Source organism: Streptomyces sp. NBC_00190 (assembly GCF_036203305.1).
GTDB lineage: Bacteria > Actinomycetota > Actinomycetes > Streptomycetales > Streptomycetaceae > Streptomyces.
In genome coordinates, this window is sequence record NZ_CP108131.1 from 5,595,613 (window position 1) to 5,616,944 (window position 21,332).

The window sequence follows — 21,332 nt, forward strand, 5'->3', positions numbered from 1 at the left end:
CCAGAGGTGAACCGGCCTTCCTTTTGGCAACCGAAAAGGGCTGCGCTACGACGTGAGGCGTCAGCGCGAGACCTTGCCGGCCTTGATGCACGAGGTGCAGGCGTTGAGGCGCTTCGGCGTCCCATTGACCACGGCACGGACGCGCTGGATGTTCGGGTTCCAGCGACGCGAGGTGCGGCGGTGCGAGTGGGAGATGTTGTTGCCGAAGCTCGGCCCCTTGGCGCAAACGTCGCAGTTGGCAGCCACAGGTCACTCCAAAGACTTCAGATGCAATTACAGTGAATCCGGCGCACCGGAATCAGAGAGTCTGAAGTGGTTTGCCGGGGGAATGGCCCGACTCTCGTCGGGCAACCGGAGCAGCATACAACGACTGCGTCCGTCCAAGAAAACTACCATGACCGCCGCTGCCCCTGCCCCGCGGTCCGGACGCAGGGGCAGTCCTTGGTTACCCTGCGGTGAACCCCGGCCCGCACAAGGAGGAACGCCCGGTGCCCCACGAGCCGCAGCCGCAGCCCACTGACGAGCTCGACGCCGAAGCGGTGCGCACCTGGAGCTCGCTGGCCCTGGCCGCACTGGGCCGGGCCCGCGAGGACATCGACGCGATCAACGTCTACCCCGTGGCCGACGCGGACACCGGCACCAACCTCTACCTCACCGCCGAATCGGCCGACCGCGCCCTGACGGCGGCCTTCGAGGACGAGACCCACGCCACAGCCGGGACCTCCCTCGCCCGGGCCGTACGGGCCTTCGCGCACGGCGCGCTCATCGGGGCCCGGGGGAACTCCGGGACGATCCTGGCGCAGCTCCTGCGCGGAGTGGCCGACGTACTCGGCGACGAGCCCGCAGGACGGGAGCCCGGCAGGCTGCTGGCCGAGGCGCTGACCCGGGCCGCGCAGGAGGCGTACGAGGCCGTCGCGCACCCGGTGGAGGGCACCATGCTCACCGTCGCCGCCGCGGCCGCCCGGGCCGGCGAGGCCGCCGAGCACGCCGCCGGGACCGCCGCCGACGTGGCGCGGGCCGCCTACGACGCGGCCCGCGCCGCCCTGGCCGAGACCCCGGGGCAGCTGGCCGCGCTGGGCCGGGCCGGGGTGGTCGACGCCGGGGGCTGCGGCCTGGTCGCCGTACTCGGGGCCCTGTGGCAGGCGCTCTCCGGCCGGGAGCCGGCCGCCGAGCCGGTGCGCGGCCGGGCCGTACCCGTACCGCAGCCGCCGGACCCCTGCGAGCAGGAGCAGGACGGGCCGGCGTACGAGGTGATCTACCTGCTGGAGGCCACCGAAGCGGCCGTCGGGGAGCTGCGCGCACGGCTCGACGGGCTCGGCGACTCCCTGGTCGTGGTCGGCGGCGACGGGCTGTGGAACGTCCACGTCCACGTCGACGACCCGGGCGCGGCCGTGGAGGCCGGGGTCGACGCCGGCCGGCCGTACCGGATACGCATCACGCACTTCGGCGACGAGCGGCGCCGGGGCCGGGGCGAACGCGCCCAGCGGGCCGTGGTCGCCGTCGTCCCCGGCGAGGGGCTGGCCGTGCTGTGCGGCGAGGCGGGCGCGACCACCGTGCTCGCGCCGCCCGGGGAGGCCCCGGCCGTCGCGGAGCTGGTCGACGCCATCCGGCGCGCGCACGCCCGCGAGGTGGTCCTGCTGCCCGGCGGCGCCGAACTGCGGGCCGCCGCGGCCGCTGCGGCCGAAGAGGCCCGCGCCGACGGCGTACGGGTGGCCGTGATCCCCACCCGGTCCGCGGTACAGGGCCTGGCGGCCCTCGCCGTGCACGACCCGGACGGCAGCTTCGACGAGGACGTCGTCGCCATGACCGCGGCGGCCGGCGCCACCCGCTACGCGGAACTGGCCGTCGCCGAACGGCAGTCCTTCACCTCGGCCGGCATCTGCCAGGCCGGCGACGTGCTCGGCCTCATCGACGGCGACGTCGCCGTGATCGGGGCGGGCCTCACCGAGACCGCCGAGGCCGTCCTGGAGCGGATGCTGGGCTCCGGCGGCGAACTCGTCACCCTGGTCCTGGGACCGGAGGTGCCGGACGCCCTCGCCGAGCGCCTGGAGGCGTACGTGCAGCACGGGCACCTGGCCGTGGACACCGTCACCTACCGCGGCGGGCGCTACTCGGCGCCGCTCCTCATCGGCGTGGAGTAAGGGCCGAACAGCGGTCTTGTCAGCGGCATGGTGTGCAATGGAAGATGTGCCCGCGCTCGACGAAGACCTCAAGAAGACGCTCGGCCCCGCCACCGCCAAGGTGCTGGCCGAGCAGCTCGGCCTGCACACGGCCCTGGACCTGCTCCACCACTACCCCCGGCGGTACGCCGAGCGCGGTGAGCTGACCTCGCTGGCCGAGCTCGCCGACCAGATCGACGAGCACGTGACCGTCGTCGCCCAGGTCGCCGACGCCCGGATCCTGACCTTCAACGGGGGCCGCGGCAAACGGCTGGAGGTGACCATCACCGACGGCAGCGGCCGGCTCCAGCTGGTCTTCTTCGGCGCCGGCGTGCACAAGCCGCACAAGGACCTGCTGCCCGGCAGCCGCGCGATGTTCGCCGGCAAGGTCTCGAGGTTCAACCACAAGCTCCAGCTGGCGCACCCCGCGTACGAGCCGCTCGGCGCGGACGCCTCCGACCGGGACGCGGCCACCGCCTTCGCCAACCAGCTCATCCCGATCTACCCGGCCTGCGCGAAGCTGGAGTCCTGGAAGATCGCCAAGTGCGTGGACGCGGTGCTGCCCGGCGTCCACGAGGCCGTGGACCCGCTGCCCGCGTCCCTGCGCGAGGGCCGCGGACTGGTTCCGCTCACCGAGGCCCTGCTGAAGATCCACCGGCCGGGCACCAAGGCCGACATCGACGACGCGCGCCAGCGCCTGAAGTGGGACGAGGCCTTCGTCCTGCAAGTGGCCCTCGCCCGCCGCCGGCACGCCGACTCCCAGCTCCCGGCCGTCCCCCGCCGCCCCACCCCGGGCGGCCTGCTCGACTCCTTCGACGCCAAGCTCCCCTTCACGCTCACCGAGGGCCAGCAATCCGTCTCGAAGGAGATCTTCGACGACCTCTCCACCAGCCACCCCATGCACCGCCTCCTCCAGGGCGAAGTGGGTTCGGGCAAGACCTTGGTCGCTCTGCGGGCCATGCTCGCCGTCGTGGACTCCGGCGGGCAGGCCGCGATGCTCGCGCCCACCGAGGTGCTCGCGCAGCAGCACCACCGCTCCATCACCGAGATGATGGGCGAGCTCGCCGAGGGCGGCATGCTCGGCGGCTCCGACCAGGGCACCAAGGTCGTGCTGCTCACCGGGTCCATGGGGATGCCCGCGCGGCGCCAGGCCCTGCTCGACCTCGTCACCGGCGAGGCCGGGATGGTGATCGGTACGCACGCGCTGATCGAGGACAAGGTGCAGTTCCACGACCTCGGCCTGGTCGTCGTCGACGAACAGCACCGCTTCGGCGTGGAGCAGCGCGACGCGCTGCGGTCCAAGGGGAAGCAGCCCCCGCACCTGCTGGTGATGACCGCGACCCCGATCCCGCGCACCGTCGCCATGACCGTCTTCGGCGACCTGGAGACCTCCGTCCTCGACCAGCTGCCCGCCGGCCGCTCCCCGATCGCCACCCACGTGGTGCCCGCCAAGGACAAGCCGCACTTCCTCGCCCGCGCCTGGGAGCGGGTCCGCGAGGAAGTCGACAAGGGCCACCAGGCGTATGTGGTCTGCCCGCGGATCGGTGACGGCGAGGACGACCCGAAGAAGAAGGCCTCCGCGGAGGACGACGCCGAGAAGCGGCCCCCGCTCGCCGTCCTGGACATCGCGGAGCAGCTCACGCGCGGACCGCTCACCGGGCTGCCGGTGGAGGTGCTGCACGGCCGGATGGACCCGGCCGACAAGGACGACGTGATGCGCCGGTTCGCCGCCGGCGAGGTCAAGGTCCTGGTCGCCACGACCGTCATCGAGGTCGGGGTGAACGTGCCGAACTCCACCGTCATGGTGATCATGGACGCGGACCGGTTCGGCGTCTCCCAGCTCCACCAGCTGCGCGGTCGCGTCGGCCGGGGCTCCGCGCCCGGCCTGTGCCTGCTGGTCAGCGAGATGCACGAGGCGAGCCCCGCCCGGGCCCGGCTGTCCGCCGTCGCCGCCACCCTCGACGGCTTCGAGCTCTCCCGGATCGACCTGGAGCAGCGCCGCGAGGGCGACGTGCTCGGCCAGGCCCAGTCCGGGGTGCGCTCCTCGCTGCGGATGCTCGCCGTCATCGAGGACGAGGAGGTCATCGCCCAGGCCCGGGAGGAGGCCACCCGTGTCGTCGCCGACGATCCCGAGCTGGAGCGGCTGCCGGGCCTGCGGACCGCTCTGGACGCCCTGCTGGACACCGAGCGGGAGCAGTACCTGGAGAAGGGCTGACAATGGGGGTGCCCGATCCCTCCGACGATTGAAGGACCCCCCAGATGACCCGCGTGATCGCCGGCAGCGCCGGCGGGCGACGGCTGACCGTGCCCCCGGGCACCGGGACCCGGCCGACCTCGGACCGGATGCGCGAAGGGCTCTTCTCCACCTGGGAGTCGCTGCACGGCGTCGAAGGGGCCCGGGTGCTCGACCTGTACGGCGGCTCCGGGGCCGTCGGCCTGGAGGCCCTCTCGCGCGGCGCGGCCCACGCCCTGCTGGTCGAGGCCGACGCCAAGGCCGCCAAGGCGATCCGCGACAACATCAGGACGCTGGGCCTGCCCGGCGCCGAATTCCGGTCGGGCAAGGCCGAGCAGATCGTGGCGGCCACCGCGGCCGGGGACCCGTACGACATCGTCTTCCTGGACCCTCCGTACGCCGTGGACCACGGGGATCTCCGCGAGATCCTCCTCACACTCCGGTCCAATGGCTGGCTCACCGGCGATGCGCTCGTCACCGTGGAACGCAGCACCAGGAGCGGCGCCTTCCCGTGGCCCGAGGGCTTCGAGCCGCTCCGGTCGCGGAAGTACGGCGAGGGCACCCTTTGGTACGGTCGCGCCGCCTTCACCAGCGAAGACTCATGAACGAGGGAGTTAAGTTGCGCCGCGCCGTCTGTCCGGGGTCCTTCGACCCCATCACCAACGGACACCTCGACATCATCGGACGCGCCTCCCGGCTCTACGACGTGGTCCACGTCGCCGTGATGATCAACCAGTCCAAGCAGGGGCTGTTCACCGTCGAGGAGCGGATCGAGCTGATCCGCGAGGCGACGGCCGACTACGGGAACGTCCAGGTCGAGTCCTTCCACGGCCTGCTCGTCGACTTCTGCAAGCAGCGTGACATCCCGGCCATCGTCAAGGGCCTGCGCGCCGTCAGCGACTTCGACTACGAGCTGCAGATGGCCCAGATGAACATGGGGCTGTCGGGCGTCGAGACGCTGTTCGTGCCGACGAACCCCACCTACAGCTTCCTGTCGTCCTCGCTGGTCAAGGAGGTCGCCGCCTGGGGCGGCGACGTGGCCCACCTGCTGCCGGCGCACGTGCACACCGCGCTGATGGAGCGGCTGCGCGACCGCTGAGCGACTGACGGTCCGTCAGTCAGTGTCGGGGGCCCGCCCGCTGGCCTTAAAGTCGACCCGTCCGTCTCAGGAACCGCCCGAGGCCGAGAGAGTGCGAGCCCCTATGGACGTGCAGAAGAAGCTCGACGAGATCGTCGCGGCCGTCGGCGGGGCCCGGTCCATGCCCATGTCGGCCTCCTGCGTCATCAACCGCGCCGAGCTGCTCGCCCAGCTCGAAGAGGTCCGCCAGGCGCTCCCCGGCTCGCTCGCGCAGGCGCAGGAGCTCATCGGCGGCCGGGAGCAGATGGTCGAGGAGGCCCGCCGGGAGGCGGAGCGGATCATCGAGTCCGCCCACAGCCAGCGCGGTTCGCTGATCTCCGACACCGAGGTCGTGCGGCGCTCCCAGGCCGAGGCGGACCGGATCCTGGACGAGGCCCGCCGCGAGGCCGAGGAGATCCGGGCCGAGGCCGACGACTACGTCGACAGCAAGCTCGCCAACTTCGAGGTCGTGCTGACCAAGACCATCGGTTCGGTGGACCGGGGCCGCGAGAAGCTGCTGGGCCGCGGCCCGGGGCTGGACGAGCAGGGCTACCCCGACGCGGACGCGCCCGAGCGCAGCCACGACCCCGAGACGCAGCGGCAGCAGGCGGACGCGTACGTGGACACCAAGCTGGCGACCTTCGAGGCGGTGCTCTCCAAGACCCTGGAGGCCGTCGGGCGCGGCCGGCAGAAGCTGCTGGGCCGGGTGCCCACGGACGACCTCGGCGCGCACATGGCCGCCCAGGACGCGGCGGGCGGGCAGCAGACCCGCTCGTCCAGCGACGCGGACTTCCTGGCCGGCCTGGCCGAGCCCCAGCAGCTCCAGGCGCCGATCCCGGCCCAGCCGGAGCCGGCGTACGACACGTACGCCTACCAGCAGCCCCAGCAGCAGGACGGCTACGCCTACCAGGACCACCAGGACCCCTACGCGGGCTACCAGCAGCAGCCCGACCCCTACGCGGGCTACCAGCAGCAGCCCGACCCGTACTCCGCGTACCAGGAGCCGCAGGCCCAGCAGCCCTCGCTCGACGAGACCAGCTTCTTCGACACGAGCATGATCAACCTGGACCAGCTGCGCCAGTACGAACAGGGTCGCTAGGCCCGGATTGGGCGCAGAGCGCGGCGCCGGGTATCCTGGCTCTTCGGTCGCGCGTATGCACCGCGGTCCATGCTGCCCTTGAGCGGCGGAATTTTTGATCTTTAGCGATCCGTGAAAGCAGGAACGGCCCTGAATACCCGCCTCGACCACCGCAACCCCCTCGTGTTCGACACGCACGAGCTGGGTCGGCGTCCTGGTGCCATGCAGCGGCTGTCCCGTGAGATCGCGGCACCGGCGGACTTCGGTCTCGCCGGGGTCATCGGGGTGCCGGAAGGCAGTCCGGTGAAGCTCAAGCTCCGCCTGGAGTCGGTCATGGAAGGGGTGCTTGTCACAGGCACCGCCCGTGCATCGGCCGTAGGGGAGTGCGTAAGGTGTCTGGAGTCCGTCGAGCGTGAGCTCAAGGCGGACTTCCAGGAGATGTTCTCGTACCCTGACGCCGACGACCGGAGCCGCTCCAAGGCGGAACCGGCCGACGACGCCGAGGACGACGAGGACACGCTTTTCCTCGAGGACGGTTTGTTCGACCTCGAACCCGTGCTGCGCGACGTGGTGGTGCTCGCACTGCCGCTGCAGCCGGTGTGCCGGGAGGACTGTCTCGGACTGTGCCCCGATTGCGGGCTCAGCCTGAACGACGACCCGGACCACCACCATGACGCCGTCGACATCCGTTGGGCGGCATTGCAAGGACTCGTCGTGACCGATCAGGACGGCGAGAAGGACAACATGAGCGGCACTGCCTCTGACGGAGTTCAGGGCGCCGCCGAGAAGCAGGAGAAGTAGCCGTGGCTGTTCCGAAGCGGAAGATGTCGCGCAGCAACACGCGCCACCGCCGGTCGCAGTGGAAGGCTGCGGTCCCCACCCTGGTTTCGTGTGAGCGTTGCCAGGAGCCGAAGCTCCAGCACATTGCGTGCCCGAGCTGCGGCACCTACAACAAGCGCCAGGTCCTCGAGGTCTGAGCGGCTGGTGAGAGGCGCAATGTCTGAGCTGTCCAACGCTGAGAAGCAGGCAGACAGTAACAACGCGGCCTCGTCCCACACGCTTCTGGAAGGGCGGCTCGGGTATCAACTCGAGTCCGCCCTTCTGGTGCGTGCGCTGACCCACCGCTCGTACGCGTACGAGAACGGCGGTCTGCCCACCAACGAGCGCCTCGAGTTCCTCGGGGACTCCGTGCTCGGCCTGGTGGTCACGGACACGCTGTACACGACCCACCCGGATCTCCCCGAAGGCCAGCTGGCCAAGCTTCGGGCCGCGGTGGTCAACTCGCGCGCACTGGCGGAGGTCGGGCGCGGCCTCGAACTCGGCTCCTTCATCCGGCTCGGCCGGGGCGAAGAGGGTACGGGCGGCCGGGACAAGGCCTCCATCCTCGCCGACACCCTTGAAGCGGTGATCGGCGCGGTCTACCTCGACCAGGGCCTCGACGCGGCCTCGGAGCTGGTTCACCGGCTCTTCGACCCGCTCATCGAGAAGTCCTCGAACCTCGGGGCCGGCCTGGACTGGAAGACCAGTCTCCAGGAGCTCACGGCGGCCGAAGGTCTTGGCGTACCGGAATACCTGGTCACCGAGACCGGTCCGGACCACGAGAAGACCTTCACTGCTGCCGCCCGCGTCGGTGGTGTCTCGTACGGCACCGGCACCGGCCGCAGCAAGAAGGAAGCGGAACAGCAGGCGGCGGAATCCGCCTGGCGCGGTATCCGTACCGCGGCGGACGAGCGGATCGCGGCCGAGGCCGCTGCCGCCGCCGCTCCTGCGGTCGAGGTCCCGGCTTCGGCCGGGGCGGAGGCCGAAGCCGAGGACGGCGGGGCGCCGGAGCCCGCCGACACGGCGCAGGACGCCTGACCCTTCCTTCGGGATTTCCCCGCCCCGCCCTTGCCTCGCAAGGGCGGGGCGGTCCCGTTTCCCGGGCGCCGACGCGCGGCCGGTAGGCTCGGCGGCAGCGTCCACAACCGCATCGCCACCGGAGGAACACCGTGCCCGAGCTGCCCGAGGTCGAAGTCGTGCGGCGGGGGCTGGAACGCTGGGTGGCCGGGCGGACCGTCGAGGCCGTCGAGGTCCTGCACCCGCGGGCCGTACGGCGCCACCCGGGCGGCGGGGCCGATTTCGCGGCCCGCCTCGCGGGACAGACCATCGGGGTGCCGCAGCGGCGCGGGAAGTACCTGTGGCTGCCCCTGCTGGAGCGGGACCTGTCCGTCCTGGGGCACCTGGGGATGAGCGGGCAGCTGCTCGTGCAGCCGACGGACGCCCCGGATGAGAAGCACCTGCGGATCAGGGTGCGGTTCGACGACGGCGCGGGTACCGAGCTGCGCTTCGTGGACCAGCGGACCTTCGGCGGGCTCTCGCTGCACGAGAACACGCCCGACGGGCTGCCCGACGTCATCGCGCACATCGCGCGCGACCCCCTGGACCCGCTCTTCGACGAGGGGGCCTACCACCTGGCGCTGCGCGCCAAGCGGACCACGGTCAAGCGGGCGCTGCTCGACCAGTCCCTGATCAGCGGGGTCGGCAACATCTACGCGGACGAGGCGCTGTGGCGCGCCAAGCTGCACTACGAGCGCCCGACCGCGACCCTCACACGCCCCCGGAGCGCGGAACTCCTCGGCCATGTCCGGGACGTCATGAACGCCGCCCTCGACGTGGGCGGCACCAGCTTCGACAGCCTTTACGTCAACGTGAACGGCGAGTCGGGCTACTTCGACCGTTCGCTCGACGCCTACGGGCGCGAGGACGAGCCCTGCCGGCGCTGCGGCACGCCGATGCGCCGCCGCCCCTGGATGAACAGGTCCAGCTACTTCTGCCCGCGGTGTCAGCGGGCTCCGCGCGTGTCGTCGTAGGTCTGCCGGGCGGTCAGCACCTCAGGCATGCTCCCCTCCAGGAAGTGGATGAGCGAGAGCAGACGGTTCGCCACCTCGACGCCGAGCGGGGTCAGTTCGTAGTCCACGCGGGGCGGGTTCGTCGGCTGCGCCTCGCGGTTGACGATGCCGTCGCGCTCCAGCGCGTGCAGGGTCTGGGAGAGCATCTTCTCGCTCACGCCCTCCACCCGGCGGCGCAGCTCGTTGAAGCGGCACGGGCCCTCGCGCAGCGCGCCCACGGTGAGACTGCCCCAGCGGCCGGTCACGTGCTCAAGGGTCTCGCGGGACGGGCAGGCGCGCGCGAATGCATCGAACGGTAGTTCGGATCCGTCGGCTTCGGTACAGAACGCTGGTGTGTCCATGAGAAGAGCGTACCCTCGGGCAGCGCTATCCAATGGGTTGCGCTTTCTAAAAGTTAGTGGTTCTCTTTCTTTCGTCGCACCACGCCCCGTGTGCGGCGAGCACTTCCCCGAGGGAGAGAACCACCTTGTCCGGAACCACGCACACCCCCGTCGTCTCGATCGCCTACCACTCCGGCTACGGCCACACGGCCGTCGTTGCCGAAGCGGTCCGCAACGGCGCCGCCGAGGCCGGCGCGACGGTCCACCTGATCAAGGTCGACGAGATCGACGACGCGCAGTGGGCGCTGCTCGACGCGTCCGACGCGATCGTCTTCGGCTCCCCGACCTACATGGGCACGGCCTCCGGCGCCTTCCACGTCTTCGCCGAGGCCACCTCGAAGCGCTGGTTCGGCGACGCCTGGCAGGACAAGGTGGCGGCCGGCTTCACCAACTCCGCCTCCAAGAGCGGCGACAAGCTGCACACCCTGCAGTTCTTCCAGATCCTGGCCGCGCAGCACGGCATGAGCTGGGTCAACCTGGGCCTGAAGCCGGGCTGGAACTCCAGCACCGCCTCGGAGAACGACCTCAACCGCCTCGGCGTCTTCGCCGGCGCCGCCGCGCAGTCCAACTCGGACGAGGGTGCGGACGCGGTCCACAAGGCCGACATCGCGACCGCCGAGCACCTGGGCCGGCGCGTCGCCGAGCACACCCGTGTCGTCGTCGCCGGCCGCGCGGCGCTGGCCGCGCTCTGATCCCCCTTCGGCCCTAGAAGCCGAAGTCCTGCGTCCACCAGGGGCCGCCGGCGGCGAAGTAGGCGCCGACGCCCAGGGTGCGGAACTCGCAGTTGAGGATGTTCGCCTTGTGGCCCGGGCTGTTCATCCAGGCCTTCATCACGGCCTCGGCGTCGCCCTGGCCGCGGGCTATGTTCTCGCCGCCGAGGCCCGAGAGCCCGGCCTTGGCCGCGCGGTCCCAGGGGGTGCTGCCGTCCGGGTCGGTGTGGTCGAAGAAGCCGCGGACGGCCATGTCCTTGCTGAAGGCTCCGGCCAGCGCCGCGAGCGGCGGGTTCGCCCGGACCGGACCGCACCCGGCCATCGCGCGCTCCTGGTTCACGAGGGCCACCACCGCGGCCTCCTCGGCGGAGTGGCCGTCACTGGGCACCGGCGCGGCGGTCGGCACCTGGACGGGCGGCTTCGGCGGTACGGGAGCGGGCTTCGCCGGGACCTTGGCGGTCGGCTTCGCCACGGGCTTCGCGGAGGCCTTCGCCACGGGCTTCGCCACGGGCTTCGCGGAGGCCTTCGCCGCGGCCGAGGCGCTCGGCGGGGGCGAAGCGGAAGCGGGCGCGGAAGTCGGCACGGAAGCCGACGCGGACGGGCTCGGCGAGGCCGGGGCCGAGGTGGAGGGGGAGGCGGAAGGGGACGGGGAGGCCGACGGGCCGGCGGCGGTACCCGTGCCCGCGGAGGCGCGGCCGGACAGGTTGGCGAGACCCCCCTGCTGCTCCGGCGTGCTGTGGGCGCGGCTCGGCGTGGGCTTCGCCGCTGCCTCCGTCTTGTCTGCGGAACCCGAACCGGCGATCCCCACATAGGGGAAGGAACTGCTGACCGGCACCATGCCGGTGGTGACGGCCGCGGTCCCGAGGGCCACGGCCACCGAGACGCCCAAAAGGCCGGTGCGCAGGGCGGTGCCGCGCTTGCCGCCGCGGTTCGGTGCGGCGTGGAGTCGGTGGCGTCCCATCGGCGTCGAGCCTTCCTTACCAGGTCAAGATCGTCCTAACTCACCCAAACGGGTGAGTTCATTGGTGCGCGACTGTACGGCAGTGGGGCCAGGGGGGCGATGTGTCCCGAAAGTGTTTGCCCCGTTAGCGTTCACGCATGAATGAAGACGTCCGCCTGATCGCCTGGGTGCGAGGCCGTGTGCAGGGAGTGGGCTTCCGCTGGTTCACCAGGGAGAACGCTCTGGAGATCGGCGGGCTCGTCGGCTTTGCGCTCAATCTCGACGACGGGCGAGTGCAGGTGGTGGCCGAAGGTCAACGTGAGAATTGCCACCGGCTGCTCGACTGGCTGCAGTCGTCCGACACGCCCGGCCAGGTGAACGGAGTGACAGAGATCTGGGGCACACCGCGCGGTGGCTACGACGGGTTCGCGATCAGATGACGGATCGCCTGATCATGTACTGATCACACCCTGAGATCGTCCGCACACGGTCGGATCTGCGCATTCTCCGCCGACGCGTTGCCGACGCGGACGATCCGTGGAAGGCTCGGAGATGCGGATGATCTCCACGCCCCTTGCGGGGCCCGGGCTGCCCGCCGATACGGGGCGTGATCGTGTTGACCGTCAAACTTTTTGGTGAGACGCTGGAAGCCCCGCGCACCTGAGCTGTTTGGCAGTGTTGGCAGTAGTAAGCGCAGTGACTGTCAGTCGCTGCCGGACATCCGCGGGTGCGATTCCCTCACGACCCACACCACTTCGGTCGGTCACTCAGTGTGGAGGACCATCCATCATGGCAAAGGCGCTTCTCGGTTACGTCGGCGGTTCCGATCCGCGACTCCTCGCCGAGATGCGACGGCTTCAGCAGCGCGTCCAGGACCTTGAGTCCGAGCTCGTACGGATTCAGTCCGAAAATGACGCGCTGAACGCGGCCGCCGCTCACCACGACGGAGACTCGCTGCTCGACAGCATCGAGATCGACGTACCCCAGGCGGAGCCTGCGCTCACCTGATCCGCTCAATTCGTCGCTCGACTCCAGCCCCGCATGATCTGCAAGGGACGCTCCGGCGTCCCTTCTTTCTTTCGGCGCCGCGCCCCACGGCATGAGGCCAGGTGGGCGGCTGATTCCTTTTGAGCTCAGTTGTGCCCTGCACCTTCATGGGTGAAACCGAACGCGAAAGGTAGAGTCCGGCGGCGTGCACCTCAAGTCCCTGACCCTGCGCGGCTTCAAATCCTTTGCATCCGCCACCACCCTGCGCTTCGAACCCGGCATCACCTGTGTCGTGGGTCCGAACGGCTCCGGCAAGTCCAATGTGGTGGACGCGCTGTCCTGGGTCATGGGCGAACAAGGGGCCAAGTCCCTGCGCGGCGGGAAGATGGAAGACGTCATCTTCGCCGGGACCACCGGACGTCCGCCGCTCGGCCGCGCCGAGGTCTCCCTCACGATCGACAACTCCGACGGCGCGCTGCCCATCGACTACGCCGAAGTCACCATCACCCGCATCATGTTCCGCGGCGGCAGCAGCGAGTACCAGATCAACGGCGACACCTGCCGCCTGCTCGACATCCAGGAGCTGCTCTCCGACTCCGGCATCGGCCGCGAGATGCACGTCATCGTCGGACAGGGCCAGCTGGACTCCGTCCTGCACGCGGATCCCATGGGGCGCCGCGCCTTCATCGAGGAAGCGGCCGGCGTACTCAAGCACCGCAAGCGCAAGGAGAAGGCGCTGCGGAAGCTCGACGCGATGCAGGCCAACCTCGCACGCGTACAGGACCTCAACGAAGAGCTGCGGCGCCAGCTGAAGCCCCTGGGTCGACAGGCCGCGGTGGCCCGGCGGGCAGCCGTCATCCAGGCGGACCTGCGCGACGCGCGGCTCCGGCTGCTCGCCGACGACCTGGTCACGCTGCGCCGCGCGCTCGACGCGGAGATCGCGGACGAGGCGGCGCTGAAGGAACGCAAGGAGGCCGCCGAGGCCCGGCTCGCCGAGGCGCTGCGGCGCGAGGCGGAACTGGAGGAGGCCGTACGGGAGCTCGCGCCGCGGCTCCAGCGGGCGCAGCGGACCTGGTACGAGCTCTCGCAGCTCGCCGAGCGGGTACGGGGGACCGCGTCCCTGGCCGACGCGCGGGTCAAGAGCGCGACCGCCCCCGTGGAGGAGGAGCGGCGGGGGCGCGACCCGGAGGACATGGAAAGGGAGGCCGCCCGGATCCGCGAGCAGGAGGCGGAACTGACGGCGGCCCTGGAGGCGGCCTCCCACGCGCTGGAGGACACGGCCGCGCACCGGGCGGAGCTGGAGCGGGCACTGGCCGCGGAGGAGCGGCGGCTGCGCGACGCCGCGCGGGCCATCGCGGACCGGCGCGAGGCACTGGCCCGGCTGACGGGGCGGCTCGGCGCGGCCCGCTCCCGGGCGGGCGCCGCGCAGGCCGAGATCGACCGGCTCGTCGCGGCGCGGGACGAGGCCGAGGCCCGGGCGGTGGCCGCGCAGGAGGAGTACGAGGCCCTGGCGGAGGAGGTCGGCGGTCTCGACGACGCTTCGGTGGAGGGCGAGTACGAGGCCGCCCGGGCCGCGCTCGCGGCGGCGGAGGCCGAACTGGGCGCGGCGCGCGACGCCCTGACGGCGGCGGAACGCTCGCGCGCGGCGGTGTCGGCGCGGCGGGACGCGCTGGCGCTCGGGCTACGCCGCAAGGACGGCACGGGCGCGCTGCTCGCGGCGCGGGTGCAGCTGGCCGGGCTGCTGGGACCGGCGGCGGAGCGGCTGTCGGTGACCCCGGGGTACGAGGCGGCGGTGGCCGCTGCGCTGGGCTCGGCGGCGGATGCGCTGGCCGTGGCCTCGCCGGGCGCGGCGGCCGAGGCGATCCGTCACCTGCGCGGTACGGACGCCGGCCGCGCCACCCTCCTGATCACCCCGCCGCCGGTCCTGCCGGCCCAGAGCCAGGCCCCGGCCCACGCCCCGGCCGATCCGTCCGCCCCGCCGCTGCCGGGCCGGGCCTCGGGCCCGGGGGCTGCCGTCCCCGGCCAGGTCCTGGCCGAGGCCGGGGGAGGCTCTCCTCACCCCACCGCTTCCCGGAACCGGGTTCTGCCCGGCCCCTCCGGTGTGCCCGCCGCGGAGCTGGTCGGGGGAGACGCGGAGGCGACGCGGGCCGTGGGGTGGGTCCTGCGGGACCACTTCGTGGTCGGGACCCTCGACGAGGCCGAGACCCTCGTCGCCGCGCGGGCCGACGCGGTGGCCGTGACCGTGGACGGGGACGTCCTCGGCGCGCACCTCGCGCACGGCGGCTCCGCCGGTGCGCCCAGCCTGATCGAGGTACAGGCGGCCGTCGACGAGGCGGCGGCGGAGCTGGCCCGGCTGGACGCGCGGTGCCTGGAGCTGGGCGAGGTACAGGCGGCCGCCCAGGCGCGGCGCAAGGCCGCGGCGGCCCTGGTCGAGGAGCTCGCCGAGCGCCGGCGGGCCGCGGAGCAGGCCCGCGCCGGGGTCGCGCAGCAGCTCGGGCGGCTCGCCGGGCAGGCGAAGGGGGCCGCGGGCGAAGCCGAGCGCACTGCCGCCGCCGCGGCCAAGGCCCAGGACGCGCTGGAGCAGGCGCTGATGGACGTGGAGGAGTGCGCGGAGCAGCTGGCGACGGCCGAGGAGATGCCGGTCGAGGAGGAGCCCGACTCCGCGGTGCGGGACCGGCTCGCCGCCGACGGCGCCAACGCCCGCCAGACCGAGATGGAGGCCCGGCTGCAGCTGCGGACCCACGAGGAGCGGGTCAAGGGGCTGGCGGGAAGGGCCGACTCGCTCGACCGGGCGGCCCGCGCGGAACGTGAGGCCCGCACCCGCGCCGAACGCCGCCGGGCCCGGCTGCGGCACGAGGCGGAAGTGGCCCGGGCGGTCGCCGACGGGGCCCGGCAGCTGCTCGCGCACGTGGAGGTGTCGCTGCGCAGGGCCGACGAGGAGCGCGCCGGGGCCGAGTACGCCAAGGGCCTGCGCGAGCAGGAGCTCGCCGCGGCCAGGAACAGCGGCCGGGACCTGAAGGGCGAGCTCGACAAGCTCACCGACTCCGTGCACCGCGGGGAGGTGCTGGGCGCCGAGAAGCGGCTGCGCATCGAGGCGGTGGAGGCCAAGGCGCTGGAGGAGTTCGGCATGGAGGCGGCCGGGCTCGTCGCCGAGTACGGGCCCGACCAGCCGGTGCCGCCCTCCCCGCCCGCCGAGGGCGAGACGCTGCCGGAGGACGCCGGGCACCCGCGGAACCTGCCCGGCCCCTTCGTCCGCGCCCAGCAGGAGAAGCGGCTCAGGGCGGCCGAGCGCGCCTACCAGCAGCTCGGCAAGGTCAACCCGCTCGCGCTGGAGGAGTTCGCGGCGCTGGAGGAGCGCCACCAGTTCCTCAGCGAGCAGCTGGAGGACCTGCGCAAGACGCGCGCCGACCTCCTTCACGTGGTGAAGGAGGTCGACGAGCGCGTCGAACAGGTCTTCACCGAGGCGTACCGGGACACGGCCCGGGAGTTCGAGGGGGTCTTCTCGCGGCTGTTCCCCGGCGGCGAGGGCCGACTCGTTCTCACCGACCCCGACAACATGCTGACCACCGGCGTCGACGTCGAAGCCCGCCCGCCGGGCAAGAAGGTCAAGCGGCTGTCGCTGCTCTCGGGCGGCGAGCGCTCGCTGACGGCCGTGGCCCTGCTGGTGTCCATCTTCAAGGCGCGGCCCAGCCCGTTCTACGTGATGGACGAGGTCGAGGCCGCGCTCGACGACACCAACCTGCAGCGGCTGATCCGGATCATGGAGGAGCTCCAGGAGAGCTCCCAGCTGATCGTCATCACCCACCAGAAGCGGACGATGGAGGTCGCCGACGCGCTCTACGGCGTCTCGATGCAGGGCGACGGGGTCTCCAAGGTCATCAGTCAGCGGCTGCGCTGACCAGTTCACTTCAGGAAGTGAACGCTGTGGCCCTCTTCACTCCGGCATGACCGGTTCTTCCTCGCTCTTGACTTCAGAAAGTGAAGCCATAGGCTCTGCTGTGCCGTGTCCGACGTTCAGGTGGTGGTGAGCAGTTTGCTGTGCGCCACTGGAGGAACACGCGCACAGACGCACACCCCCACACCGCCCGCCGTCGGCGCCGGGCCCAGGAGCGCATCTTGACCAGCACAGCGAACGCACCCGCGTCGGGCGGAGGCCGGGCGGCACGCCCCGACCATCTCGGGCACGTCATCTTCATCGCCGCGGCCGCGGCGATGGGCGGTTTCCTCTTCGGCTACGACAGCTCCGTCATCAACGGCGCGGTCGTCGCCATCCGCGAACGGTTCGACGTCGGGTCCGCGGCGCTCGCCCAGGTGATCGCCGCCGCGCTGATCGGCTGCGCCATCGGCGCCGCCACGGCCGGCCGCATGGCCGACCGGATCGGCCGCATCCGCTGCATGCAGATCGCTGCCGTCCTCTTCACCGCGAGCGCCATCGGCTCGGCCCTTCCGTTCGCCCTGTGGGACCTGGCCATGTGGCGCGTCATCGGCGGCTTCGGCATCGGCATGGCCTCCGTCATCGGCCCCGCCTACATCGCCGAGGTGTCCCCGGCCGCCTACCGCGGCCGGCTCGCCTCCTTCCAGCAGGCGGCGATCGTCATCGGCATCGCCGTCTCCCAGCTCGTCAACTGGGGCCTGCTGAACCTCGCCGACGGCAACCAGCGCGGTGAGATCGCCGGCCTGGAGGCCTGGCAGTGGATGCTCGGCGTCATGGTCGTCCCGGCCGTGATCTACGGGCTGCTGTCCTTCGTCATCCCGGAGTCCCCCCGCTACCTGATCTCCGCCGGCCGCACCGAGCAGGCCAAGAAGGTGCTGCGCGAGGTCGAGGGCTCGAAGATCGACATCGACGCGCGTGCCGCCGAGATCGAGCACGCGATGCACTCCGAGCAGAAGTCCACCTTCAAGGACCTGCTGGGCGGCCGCTTCGGCTTCCTGCCCATCGTCTGGATCGGCATCGGCCTCTCCGTCTTCCAGCAGCTCGTCGGCATCAACGTGATCTTCTACTACAGCTCCTCGCTGTGGCAGTCCGTCGGCATCGACCCGACCAGCTCGTTCCTCTACTCCTTCACCACGTCGATCATCAACATCATCGGCACGGTGATCGCGATGGTTCTCGTCGACCGGATCGGCCGCAAGCCGCTCGCCCTCATCGGCTCGGCGGGCATGGCCGTCTCCCTGGGCCTGTGCGCGTGGGCGTTCTCCTTCAAGGAGGAGATCGGCGGCACCATCTCGATCCCCAGCACCCAGGGCACGGTCGCGCTGATCGCCGCCCACGCCTTCGTGCTCTTCTTCGCCCTGTCCTGGGGCGTGGTGGTCTGGGTGCTGCTCGGCGAGATGTTCCCGAACCGCATCCGGGCCGCGGCCCTCGGTGTCGCCGCATCGGCCCAGTGGATCGCCAACTGGGTCATCACCGTGTCGTTCCCGTCCCTGTCGGACTGGAGCCTGTCCGGCGCGTACGTCATCTACACCGTCTTCGCCCTGCTCTCGATCCCCTTCATCCTCAAGTGGGTGCCGGAGACCAAGGGCAAGGCGCTGGAGGAGATGGGGTAACCACCCCCGCCAACACCCCTCTCCTCGATACTGCCCCGGCTCAGTCCTTGAGCCGGGGCAGTACCTGTTCGCACAGCAGGTGCAGACTGCGCCAGCCCTCGTCCAGCGGCATCCCGCCGCAGAGCGGATGCAGCACCAGGTTCCCCGCCTCGCCCGCGCCCCGGGCGTACGAGAGCGCCTGGTCCGGCGTGAGGACCCGGTACACGCCCTCCGCGCGCAGCTCCGCCACCGAGCGCGCCGTCGACCGTACGGCGCTGCGGATGTCCTTGGACTGCCAGGACGCGTACATGCCCGCCTCGTGCAGGAAGCACTCGCCGTGCTCGGCCCAGACCCGGTCGGGGTCCTCGGCGATGTGCAGCAGCGGGGTCTCGGCCGTCGGCATCATGCAGAAGCCCTCCGTGCCGTACTCCGCCAGCCGCGCGCTGTAGTACGCCTCCAGCTCCGGCAGGTGGGCGCTCGGGAAGAACGGCAGCCCGAGCCGGGCCGCGCGCCGCGCCGCCGCCTGTGAACTCCCGCCGACCAGGAGCATCGGGTGCGGCCGGGTGAAGGGCCGCGGGGTCACCCGTACGGTGCGGCCGCGGAACTCGAACGGCTCGCCCGTCCACGCCTTCAGCAGGGTCTCCAGCAGCTCGTCCTGGAGCCTGCCGCGCCGGCCCCACTCCACGCCGTGCTGCTCGTACTCCTCGGGCCGGTAGCCGATGCCGGCGACGGTGACCAGGCGCCCGCCGCTCAGCAGGTCCAGGACGGCGATGTCCTCGGCCACCTTCAGCGGGTCGTACAGCGGGCCGATGATCGCCGAGACGGTCACCGCGATCCGGCGGGTGGCACCGAAGACCGCGCCCGCGAAGGCGAAGGGGGAGGGCAGCCAGTTGTTGCCGGCGCCGTGGTGCTCCTCGGTCTGGACGGTGTCGATCCCGCGGTCGTCCGCGTACCTCGCCATCTCCAGCGCCGCCTTGTACCGGGCGGAGAGGGACTCGGGGGTGCCGTTCGGGTCGACGAGATTGAACCGGGCCACGGTGATGGGCATGGAGAAGTCCCCCTTCGCCGGATGTGGGTGGGCGGGCGAAGGGGGACGTTAGCTGACGCAGCGTCAGTTGGACAGGGATCCGGCGGTCCGGCCCGGCCCGCTCAGGCCGGGAGCCTCGTCCAAGGAGCTGAGGAGCCTCGTCCGGAGATACGAGGAGCGGTCGACGAGGTCACGCATACTGAATCTGTTATGGACATCCTCATCCTTGCTGTAGTCATCGCCCTGGTCGCGGTCGGCGTGATCAGCGGGCTCGTGGTCAGCAGCCGCAAGAAGAAGCAGCTGCCGCCGCCGGCACCGTCGAGCACGCCGACCATCACTGCCCCGCCCGCCGAACCCCAGGTGGGGGAGGACGCCGCACCGACGGTCGAAGAGCCGCGCCGCACCATCGAGGAGGTCGGCCTTCCCGAGGCGGAGGCTCCCGCTCCCGTGGAGGAGGCCGAGCCCGAGGCGCCGCCCGCGCCCCGGATCGAGATCCCCGAGCCCACCGCCGGCCGCCTGGTCCGGCTGCGCGCGCGCCTCGCCCGGTCGCAGAACACCCTCGGCAAGGGGCTGCTCACGCTGCTCTCCCGGGAGCACCTCGACGAGGACACCTGGGAGGAGATCGAGGAGACCCTCCTCATCGCCGACGTCGGTGTCGCACCGACCCAGGAGCTGGTCGACCGGCTCCGCGAGCGGGTCAAGGTGCTCGGCACCCGCACCCCCGCGGACCTGCGCGCCCTGCTCAAGGAGGAGCTGCTGACCCTGGTCGGCACCGACTTCGACCGCGCCGTGAAGACCGAGAGCGGTGCCGACACGCCGGGCGTCGTGATGGTCGTCGGTGTCAACGGCACCGGCAAGACCACCACCACCGGCAAGCTCGCCCGGGTGCTCGTCGCCGACGGCCGCAGCGTGGTGCTCGGCGCGGCCGACACCTTCCGCGCGGCGGCCGCCGACCAGCTCCAGACCTGGGGCGAGCGCGTGGGTGCCCGTACCGTACGCGGCCCCGAGGGCGGCGACCCCGCCTCGATCGCCTACGACGCGGTCAAGGAGGGCATCGCCGAGGGTGCCGACGTGGTGCTCATCGACACCGCGGGCCGCCTGCACACCAAGACCGGCCTCATGGACGAGCTCGGCAAGGTCAAGCGTGTCGTGGAGAAGCACGGCCCGCTGGACGAGGTCCTGCTCGTGCTGGACGCCACCACCGGGCAGAACGGCCTGACCCAGGCCCGCGTCTTCGCGGAGGTCGTGGACATCACCGGCATCGTGCTGACCAAGCTCGACGGCACCGCCAAGGGCGGCATCGTCATCGCCGTCCAGCGTGCGCTCGGCGTCCCGGTCAAGCTCGTCGGCCTCGGCGAGGGCGCCGACGACCTGGCGCCCTTCGAGCCGGAGGCGTTCGTGGACGCCCTGATCGGCGACTGAGCGGTCCGTACAGAGACCCGTGCCCCTGTCCTGCGGCCTGAGGACAGGGGCACCGCCGTGTACGGGGCTCGGCGGGCCCTATCCGCGGAAGCGGTGGCAGATGTAGGCGAGGGTGCCCAGCAGCAGCCGGGCCTGCGGCGGGCTCGCGGCGGAATCGAGCGCGGGCGGGCGCAGCCAGCCGACCTGGCCCAGACCGGCCCGGTCGGAGGGCGGCGCCGTGACGTACGCCCCCTGGCCCAGCGCCCGCAGGTCGAGGTCGGCGTCGTCCCAGCCCATCCGGTACAGCAGCTGCGGCAGCTCGGCCGCCGCGCCCGGCGCCACGAAGAACTGCGCCCTGCCGTCCGCGGTCACGACGACCGGCCCGAGCGGCAGGCCCATCCGCTCCAGCCGGACCAGCGCGCGCCGCCCGGCCTCCTCCGAGACCTCGATGACGTCGAAGGACCGGCCCACGGGCAGCAGTACCGCCGCGCCCGGGTACTCGCACCAGGCCTCGGTGACCTCGTCCAGGGTGGCTCCCGCCTTGACGGTGGGGGCGAAGGGCAGCGGGTGCGCCCCGGCGGCGGCGCACCCGGGGTCCCCGCAGGAGCAGTCACCGGCGGGTGAGGCGGCGCGGGCGCCCGGGACCACGTCCCAGCCCCACAGCCCCGTGTACTCCGCCACCGCTGTGCATTCCGACGCCCGGCCGCGGCGCCGGGCGCCGGAACGGAACTCCTTGGTGCTGCGGCTGCCGCCGATCGTGAAGCCCATGCCCATGCCCCCTCCAACGGGTCGGACGCGCCGGTGGTTACGACATCGGCGGGACCGGCTGCGGGCGGTCCGCCACGGGGCTCCTCTGTCGCGGCCCGGCGCACTCCTCGCCGCGCGC

At 71.9% G+C, this 21,332-nt stretch carries 20 protein-coding genes; 15 read left to right on the forward strand and 5 right to left on the reverse strand.

Annotated elements, in window-relative coordinates:
- Positions 1-60: 60 nt before the first annotated feature.
- Positions 61-246: a 50S ribosomal protein L28 gene (gene rpmB / locus OG429_RS27105; protein WP_007266795.1), complete on the reverse strand. Its 186-nt coding sequence runs from the start codon at positions 244-246 to the stop codon at positions 61-63.
- Between the two features lie 242 nt (positions 247-488).
- On the opposite strand from rpmB, the gene OG429_RS27110 reads away from it, so the two are divergent.
- The 9 genes from OG429_RS27110 to mutM all read left to right on the forward strand — a co-directional run bounded on the left by OG429_RS27110 (position 489) and on the right by mutM (position 9,436).
- Positions 489-2,141 carry a DAK2 domain-containing protein gene (locus OG429_RS27110; protein WP_328927855.1) on the forward strand — a complete coding sequence of 551 codons (1,653 nt, stop codon included), beginning with the start codon at positions 489-491 and terminating at the stop codon, positions 2,139-2,141.
- 37 nt (positions 2,142-2,178) lie between these two features.
- Entirely contained in the window at positions 2,179-4,374 is a 2,196-nt protein-coding gene (recG, locus tag OG429_RS27115; RefSeq protein ID WP_328927856.1) for an ATP-dependent DNA helicase RecG, read from the forward strand.
- Positions 4,375-4,418: 44 nt separating this feature from the next.
- Positions 4,419-4,997: a 16S rRNA (guanine(966)-N(2))-methyltransferase RsmD gene (rsmD, locus tag OG429_RS27120; protein ID WP_328927857.1), complete on the forward strand. Its 579-nt coding sequence runs from the start codon at positions 4,419-4,421 to the stop codon at positions 4,995-4,997.
- Between the two features lie 14 nt (positions 4,998-5,011).
- Positions 5,012-5,491 carry a pantetheine-phosphate adenylyltransferase gene (gene coaD, locus OG429_RS27125; RefSeq protein ID WP_328930438.1) on the forward strand — a complete coding sequence of 160 codons (480 nt, stop codon included), beginning with the start codon at positions 5,012-5,014 and terminating at the stop codon, positions 5,489-5,491.
- 103 nt (positions 5,492-5,594) lie between these two features.
- The gene (locus OG429_RS27130) at positions 5,595-6,608 is read left to right on the forward strand and encodes a DivIVA domain-containing protein (protein ID WP_328927858.1); all 1,014 of its coding nucleotides are present in this window, start codon (positions 5,595-5,597) and stop codon (positions 6,606-6,608) included.
- Positions 6,609-6,737: 129 nt separating this feature from the next.
- Positions 6,738-7,388 carry a YceD family protein gene (locus OG429_RS27135; protein ID WP_328930439.1) on the forward strand — a complete coding sequence of 217 codons (651 nt, stop codon included), beginning with the start codon at positions 6,738-6,740 and terminating at the stop codon, positions 7,386-7,388.
- Between the two features lie 2 nt (positions 7,389-7,390).
- Complete coding sequence (rpmF, locus tag OG429_RS27140; protein ID WP_003965982.1) at positions 7,391-7,564, forward strand: 50S ribosomal protein L32; 174 nt, start codon at positions 7,391-7,393, stop codon at positions 7,562-7,564.
- Positions 7,565-7,583: 19 nt separating this feature from the next.
- A complete protein-coding gene (gene rnc, locus OG429_RS27145; protein WP_328927859.1) occupies positions 7,584-8,444 on the forward strand; it encodes a ribonuclease III in 861 nt (286 codons plus the stop codon).
- Between the two features lie 131 nt (positions 8,445-8,575).
- Entirely contained in the window at positions 8,576-9,436 is an 861-nt protein-coding gene (gene mutM / locus OG429_RS27150; protein WP_328927860.1) for a bifunctional DNA-formamidopyrimidine glycosylase/DNA-(apurinic or apyrimidinic site) lyase, read from the forward strand.
- Here the strand turns inward: mutM and OG429_RS27155 are convergent.
- Complete coding sequence (locus OG429_RS27155; RefSeq protein WP_328927861.1) at positions 9,409-9,816, reverse strand: winged helix-turn-helix transcriptional regulator; 408 nt, start codon at positions 9,814-9,816, stop codon at positions 9,409-9,411. The two genes, mutM and OG429_RS27155, sit on opposite strands and share 28 nt — an antisense overlap.
- A gap of 125 nt (positions 9,817-9,941) precedes the next feature.
- On the opposite strand from OG429_RS27155, the gene OG429_RS27160 reads away from it, so the two are divergent.
- Complete coding sequence (locus OG429_RS27160) at positions 9,942-10,547, forward strand: flavodoxin family protein (RefSeq protein ID WP_328927862.1); 606 nt, start codon at positions 9,942-9,944, stop codon at positions 10,545-10,547.
- A gap of 13 nt (positions 10,548-10,560) precedes the next feature.
- On the opposite strand, the gene OG429_RS27165 is transcribed toward OG429_RS27160, so the two are convergent.
- Positions 10,561-11,526: a CAP domain-containing protein gene (locus OG429_RS27165; protein ID WP_328927863.1), complete on the reverse strand. Its 966-nt coding sequence runs from the start codon at positions 11,524-11,526 to the stop codon at positions 10,561-10,563.
- 137 nt (positions 11,527-11,663) lie between these two features.
- Here OG429_RS27165 and OG429_RS27170 point away from each other — a divergent pair, with 137 nt between their 5' ends.
- The 4 genes from OG429_RS27170 (at position 11,664) to OG429_RS27185 (ending at position 18,039) form a co-directional block, all read left to right on the forward strand.
- Positions 11,664-11,945, forward strand: a complete 282-nt coding sequence (locus OG429_RS27170; RefSeq protein ID WP_328927864.1) for an acylphosphatase — start codon at positions 11,664-11,666, stop codon at positions 11,943-11,945.
- Positions 11,946-12,294: 349 nt separating this feature from the next.
- Complete coding sequence (locus OG429_RS27175; protein ID WP_328927865.1) at positions 12,295-12,513, forward strand: hypothetical protein; 219 nt, start codon at positions 12,295-12,297, stop codon at positions 12,511-12,513.
- 184 nt (positions 12,514-12,697) lie between these two features.
- Positions 12,698-16,390 (forward strand): AAA family ATPase, encoded by a 3,693-nt coding sequence (locus OG429_RS27180; protein WP_328927866.1) that lies wholly within the window; start codon positions 12,698-12,700, stop codon positions 16,388-16,390.
- Between the two features lie 218 nt (positions 16,391-16,608).
- Positions 16,609-18,039, forward strand: coding sequence for a sugar porter family MFS transporter (locus OG429_RS27185; protein WP_328927867.1), 1,431 nt, complete (start codon positions 16,609-16,611; stop codon positions 18,037-18,039).
- A 40-nt stretch (positions 18,040-18,079) separates the two neighbouring features.
- On the opposite strand, the gene OG429_RS27190 is transcribed toward OG429_RS27185, so the two are convergent.
- Positions 18,080-19,066: an LLM class flavin-dependent oxidoreductase gene (locus tag OG429_RS27190; protein WP_328927868.1), complete on the reverse strand. Its 987-nt coding sequence runs from the start codon at positions 19,064-19,066 to the stop codon at positions 18,080-18,082.
- 189 nt (positions 19,067-19,255) lie between these two features.
- Between OG429_RS27190 and ftsY the strand changes: the two genes are divergently transcribed.
- Positions 19,256-20,467, forward strand: a complete 1,212-nt coding sequence (gene ftsY, locus OG429_RS27195) for a signal recognition particle-docking protein FtsY (RefSeq protein ID WP_328927869.1) — start codon at positions 19,256-19,258, stop codon at positions 20,465-20,467.
- 78 nt (positions 20,468-20,545) lie between these two features.
- Here ftsY and OG429_RS27200 read toward each other — a convergent pair whose 3' ends face one another.
- Positions 20,546-21,214, reverse strand: coding sequence for a bifunctional DNA primase/polymerase (locus tag OG429_RS27200; protein WP_328927870.1), 669 nt, complete (start codon positions 21,212-21,214; stop codon positions 20,546-20,548).
- Positions 21,215-21,332 lie beyond the last annotated feature (118 nt).

Excerpts from the sequence above, each read along its gene's own strand:
- recG (WP_328927856.1), top strand. The coding sequence starts at position 2,179 with ATGGAAGATGTGCCCGCGCTCGACGAAGACCTCAAGAAGACGCTCGGC.
- rsmD (WP_328927857.1), top strand. The coding sequence starts at position 4,419 with ATGACCCGCGTGATCGCCGGCAGCGCCGGCGGGCGACGGCTGACCGTG.
- OG429_RS27130 (WP_328927858.1), top strand. The coding sequence starts at position 5,595 with ATGGACGTGCAGAAGAAGCTCGACGAGATCGTCGCGGCCGTCGGCGGG.
- rnc (WP_328927859.1), top strand. The coding sequence starts at position 7,584 with ATGTCTGAGCTGTCCAACGCTGAGAAGCAGGCAGACAGTAACAACGCG.
- OG429_RS27155 (WP_328927861.1), bottom strand. The coding sequence starts at position 9,816 with ATGGACACACCAGCGTTCTGTACCGAAGCCGACGGATCCGAACTACCG.
- OG429_RS27165 (WP_328927863.1), bottom strand. The coding sequence starts at position 11,526 with ATGGGACGCCACCGACTCCACGCCGCACCGAACCGCGGCGGCAAGCGC.
- OG429_RS27170 (WP_328927864.1), top strand. The coding sequence starts at position 11,664 with ATGAATGAAGACGTCCGCCTGATCGCCTGGGTGCGAGGCCGTGTGCAG.
- OG429_RS27175 (WP_328927865.1), top strand. The coding sequence starts at position 12,295 with ATGGCAAAGGCGCTTCTCGGTTACGTCGGCGGTTCCGATCCGCGACTC.
- OG429_RS27190 (WP_328927868.1), bottom strand. The coding sequence starts at position 19,066 with ATGCCCATCACCGTGGCCCGGTTCAATCTCGTCGACCCGAACGGCACC.
- ftsY (WP_328927869.1), top strand. The coding sequence starts at position 19,256 with ATGGACATCCTCATCCTTGCTGTAGTCATCGCCCTGGTCGCGGTCGGC.
- OG429_RS27200 (WP_328927870.1), bottom strand. The coding sequence starts at position 21,214 with ATGGGCTTCACGATCGGCGGCAGCCGCAGCACCAAGGAGTTCCGTTCC.